Source organism: Amycolatopsis sp. SID8362 (genome assembly GCF_010550475.1).
Classification (GTDB): Bacteria; Actinomycetota; Actinomycetes; order Mycobacteriales; family Pseudonocardiaceae; genus Amycolatopsis; species Amycolatopsis eburnea.
Window position 1 is genome coordinate 1 of sequence record NZ_JAAGNB010000200.1, and the last position, 4,660, is coordinate 4,660.

The following is a 4,660-nucleotide window of genomic DNA, read 5'->3' on the forward strand; positions in this document are numbered from 1 at the left end:
CGCGGTCCGGGCGCGACGGCGCCACGTGCTTGACCACCTCCGCGATCGGGCCCGGTGGCAGCACGCCGTCGAGGTCGGAGACCGGACGCCGCAACGACGCCGTGTGCAGGCGTTCCTCGAGGTCGAGGTCCAGCGGGGGCAGGCCCTCGGCCCAGTCCGGCCGCCTGCCGCGAGCCTCGAAGAGCATCGCCCACGCGCGGGCCCGCACCGGGCCGGCGGCCAGCGCGGTGACCGGCCGTTCCGTGCGGGCCAGCCACTGCGTCACCAGCCGGTCGGCTTCGTCGAGTGCGCCGGTGACGGCGAGCAGCAGAGCCGCGTACCCGACCTGGTCGTCGACACCCGGCTCGGCCGCCGTCAGGACGTCGCGGACCGCCGTCTCGAGGTACTCACCGGCGTCCACGCTTCGACCCTAGCCGAGTGCCTGCTTCGCCCCCGGGTGCAGCGGAACCGGGTCGGTCTGCGTGGCCAGCTGCTTGGTGATCTCCTTCGCCGCCGGGTGCACCTTCGCCAGCTCGGCCTGCTTGTCGAAGAGCAGCTTCGTGATCGCGCACGCGTTGCCCGCCGGGAAGTCCTCGCGCACCAGCAGCAGGTTCGGCACCACGACCGTCGGCACGTCGGACGGCTGCGCGTACGTCGCCCTCGGGATCACGGCCTGGTCGTAGACCGGGTTGACTTCCTTGAGCTTCGGCAGCAGCGGCGTGATGTCGAGGAACTTCACCTTGTCCTTCAACGCGGTCGTGATGTCGGTGATCTGCGCGGTCGGCAGGCCGCCGGACCAGACGAGGCCGTCGAGCGTGCCCGCCTTCATGCCGTCGGCGGTCTTGGCGAGGTCGAGCCGCTGCGCCTGGACGTCGGTGTCCTTCAGCCCGGCCGCCTGCAGCAGGCGGTTCGCGATCACCTCGGTGCCCGACTTCGGCGAGCCCGTCGAGATCCGCTTGCCCTTCATGTCGGCGACGGAGTCGATGCCCGCGTCCGCGCGGACCAGCACCTGCGTCGAGTTCGGGTAGATCCGCGCCAGCGCCTGGACCTTCTGCGGCTTGCCGTCGAAGGAGCCCTTGCCGTTCACCGCGTCCGCCGCGGTGTCGGCCAGCGAGAACGCGACGTCGTAGTTGCCCGCCACCAGCTGCTGGATGTTCTGCACCGACGCGCCGGTCTCCGCGGCCGTCGCGCGCAGCTTGGTGTTGGTGCTGATCAGCTGGGCCAGCCCGCCGCCCAGCACGTAGTAGACGCCGCCGCTGTTGCCGGTGGCGATGGTGATCCGGCCTTCGCCGGCTTCGCAGGACTGCGAACCGCCTGGCGCGGCCGAGTCCGTCTGCTGCTTGCCACCGCAGCCGGTGACGGCCAAGGCGAGCACCGCGGCGGTGACGAGTGCGCGTTTCATGCTGTCCTCCTCTTGATCACGGCGTGGGCGAGCAGCGCGGCGGCACCGCACGCGGCGCCGATCGCGATCGGCACCGGCTCCAGGTAGAGCAGGCACAGCGCGGCCGGGACGAACAACAGCCGCACCGGCAGGCTGACCGGCCCGAACAGCCAGCCCCCGGTCACCACCGCCAGCGCGGCGACGGCCAGCGCGGAGACCGCCGCCACCCAGACGACGGTCAGCGCGTCCGACTCCAGCAGCAGCGCGGCGCCGTTGTCGGTGAGCACGAAGGCGATCGGCACCAGGAACGCCGGGAGCGTGTACTTCCAGCACTGCCACATGGTTCCCAGCACCGAGCCCCCGGTGATCGCCGCCGACGCGACGGCGGCGAGCGCGGTCGGCGGCGTGACCTCCGACAGCACGGCGTAGTAGAAGATGAACATCGCGCGCTCGGCGTCGGCGACGCCCAGCGTCTCCAGCGCGGGACCGATCACGACCCAGGCGATGATGAAGCTCGCGGTGACCGGCACGGCGAGGCCGAGCACGCCGACGGCGACCGCAGAGAGCAGCACGGTCAGGATGAGGATCAGCGTGCCGTTGTCGGTGAGCGCGCCGGCCAGCTCGACCAGCGCATCCGCGAGTTCGAGGCCGAGCCCGGTCTTGGTGATGGTCGACGTGATCACGCCCGCCGCCGCGCACACCGCGATCACCGGCAGCGCCCCGCGCACGCCCGCCGAGAGCGCGTCGACGATGTCCTTCGCCCAGGCTTTCGGCTCGTGACGCCGGGCGATCAGCGCGAAGAGCGCGGCGACGCCGGTGGCGTAGACGACCGCGGCGAACGGCGGGATGTCCAGGGCGAGGAACACGACGATGATCGCCAGCGACAGGAAGTGGTAACCGCCACGCAGCAGCAGTTTCCCGGGGCTGCCGTGCGGGACGTCCACGGTTTCGGCCTTGAACCGCCGGGCGTCGGCCTCCATCGCGAACACGATGCCGAGGTAGTACAGCAGCGTCGGCACGGTCGCCCAGATCAGCACCTTCAGGTACGACGTCTGCAGGTACTCGGCGATGATGAACGCGGCGGCGCCCAGCGTCGGCGGCGAGAGGATGGCCCCGATCCCGGACGCGGCGAGCAGCCCGCCCGCGTTTTCCTTGGGGTAGCGGGCTTTCTTGAGGATCGGCCAGGTGATCGAGCCGAGGCTGACGGCGGTGGCGGTGCCCGAACCGGACACCGTGCCGAGCAGGAATCCCGACAGGACGGTGGTGCGGCCCGGTGCCGTCCGCGACTTCCGGAACGCGGCGAACGAGATGTCCACGAAGAACTGGCCGGCACCGGACGCGTTGAGCACGGCGCCGTAGAGGGTGAACAGCACGATGTAGCTGCCCGCGACGTCGAGCGGGGTGCCGTAGAAGCCGCTCGCGTCGTTGTAGAGCGCGTTGACGATCTGGCTGAAGTCGATGCCGGCGTGCGCGATGCCCCAGTTCTGCGGGAGGAAGCCGCCGTAGTAGGCGTAGGCGAGGAAGAGCAGGCAGACGATCGGCAGCACCAGCCCGGTGGTGCGGCGGGTGGCTTCGAGGATCAGCACCAGCAGCAGCGCGCCGGCGACGACGTCCAGCGGGGACAGGATGCCCTGCCGGTTCAGGAAGTCGTCGTACCCGGCGAGCACGGGGTAGAGGCCGACGGCGAGTGCCGTCGCCGCCAGGGCCCAGTCGGTCCAGCCGGGGTCGTCACGGCCGCGCAGCCGCGGGCGGTAGCAGAGGAAGACCAGCGGCAGCGTCACGCCGAGGAAGAGGACCAGGTAGAACTGGTTGCCCTTGGCGAAGGGGAAGAACACCTGCTTGAGCACGAGGACCGCGACGGCCAGCGCGACGACGTAGACGACGCGGTCCGGGACCCGGGAGAGCTGCCGCGCGGGCCGTTCCTCGTCGTGCTCGGCGGCGATCGCGGCGGGAGTGTCCTCTTCGACCGGCCCGGTGGTCATCCGGCCACCGTACGGTGTCGCGGATCACATCGAAACCGGCAAAGGGATCATCGCCGCCGAAGCGACGTGAATGACTCATTCATGTCGTCGGGCGACATGAATGAGTCATTCACGTCATCGGGGTCAGCCGTTGGCGGCGATGTCCGCCAGGACCGCGGCGATCGTGCGGACCGGGACGCCCGTGCCGCCCTTGCCGGTGTAGCCCCACGGCGCGCCGGTGTTGAACGACGGGCCCGCGATGTCGATGTGGACCCAGTCGAGGCCGTCGGCGACGAACTCGCGCAGGAAGATGCCCGCCGCGAGCATGCCGCCCCAGCGGTGGCCGGTCACGTTGGCCAGGTCGGCCAGGCGCGAGTCGAGGTCGGCGCGCAGTTCCTCCGGCAGCGGCATGGCCCAGCCGTTCTCGCCGGTGGCCTGCATGATCGCGGCGACGCGGTCGCGGAAGTCGTCCGACCCCATGACGCCCGCGGTGCGGTTGCCGAGCGCGACGACCTGGGCGCCGGTCAGCGTCGAGGTCTCGATGAGGTAGTCCGGGTTCTCCTCGGCCGCGCGGACCATCGCGTCCACGAGCACGAGCCGGCCCTCGGCGTCGGTGTTGAGGACCTCGACGGTCTTGCCGCCGTACATGGTCAGGACGTCGCCGGGGCGGTAGGACGTGCCCGAGGGGAGGTTCTCCGCCAGCGGGATGTGCGCGACGACCTCGAGGGGGTACTTCAGCTTCGCCGCCAGCACCACGGCGGCGAGCACGCCGGCCGCGCCGGACATGTCCGAGGTCATGTGGTCCATGTTCGCGGCGGGCTTGAGGGAGATGCCGCCCGAGTCGAACGTGATGCCCTTGCCGACCAGCGCGACCTTCTTGGCGGCCTTGGCCGGCTTGTAGCCGATGCGCACCAGGCGCGGCTGGCGGGACGAGCCGCCGCCGACGCCGAGGATGCCGCCGAAGCCCTTGCGCTTGAGGGCCTTCTCGTCGAGGACCTCGAACTCGAGGCCGTTGTCCTCGGCCAGCTTCTTCGCGCGGTCGGCGAAGGAGGCCGGGTACAGGTCGTTCGGCGGGGTGTTGATCAGGTCGCGGGCGGTCAGGACGGCCTCGGCGATGGAGGTCGCGGCCTTCAGCGTCGCCTTGTGCTCGCGCGCCGTGCCGTCGGCCGGGCTCGCGAAGTCGACCTTCGCGACCGGCGCGTCACCCTTCTCGCTGCGGTAGGCGGTGAAGACGTAGGAGCCCATGACCGTGCCCTCGACGGCGGCCTGCAGGTCGAGCTCGGACAGCGTCACGAGCGCGCGGTCGGTGCCGGCCAGCGCGCGGCCGGCGGCGCCCGCG

The 4,660-nt window shown here is 71.2% G+C and carries 3 protein-coding genes and 1 pseudogene; all 4 read right to left on the reverse strand.

The window, feature by feature from the left end:
• A pseudogene (locus G3I65_RS07290) lies at positions 1-400 on the reverse strand (SMI1/KNR4 family protein); the annotation flags it as partial.
• A 9-nt stretch (positions 401-409) separates the two neighbouring features.
• Positions 410-1,381: a TAXI family TRAP transporter solute-binding subunit gene (locus tag G3I65_RS07295; protein ID WP_160695406.1), complete on the reverse strand. Its 972-nt coding sequence runs from the start codon at positions 1,379-1,381 to the stop codon at positions 410-412.
• A complete protein-coding gene (locus tag G3I65_RS07300) occupies positions 1,378-3,342 on the reverse strand; it encodes a TRAP transporter fused permease subunit (protein WP_160695407.1) in 1,965 nt (654 codons plus the stop codon). Before G3I65_RS07300 ends, G3I65_RS07295 begins: the two co-directional genes overlap by 4 nt.
• Before the next feature lie 123 nt (positions 3,343-3,465).
• Positions 3,466-4,660, reverse strand: a 1,195-nt coding sequence (locus tag G3I65_RS07305; protein WP_160695408.1) for a leucyl aminopeptidase, incomplete at its 5' end; no start/stop codon positions are given.

What these genes read in the sequence shown, in the direction of transcription:
- G3I65_RS07295 (WP_160695406.1), bottom strand. Translation starts at nt 1,381, where the DNA reads ATGAAACGCGCACTCGTCACCGCCGCGGTGCTCGCCTTGGCCGTCACC.
- G3I65_RS07300 (WP_160695407.1), bottom strand. Translation starts at nt 3,342, where the DNA reads ATGACCACCGGGCCGGTCGAAGAGGACACTCCCGCCGCGATCGCCGCC.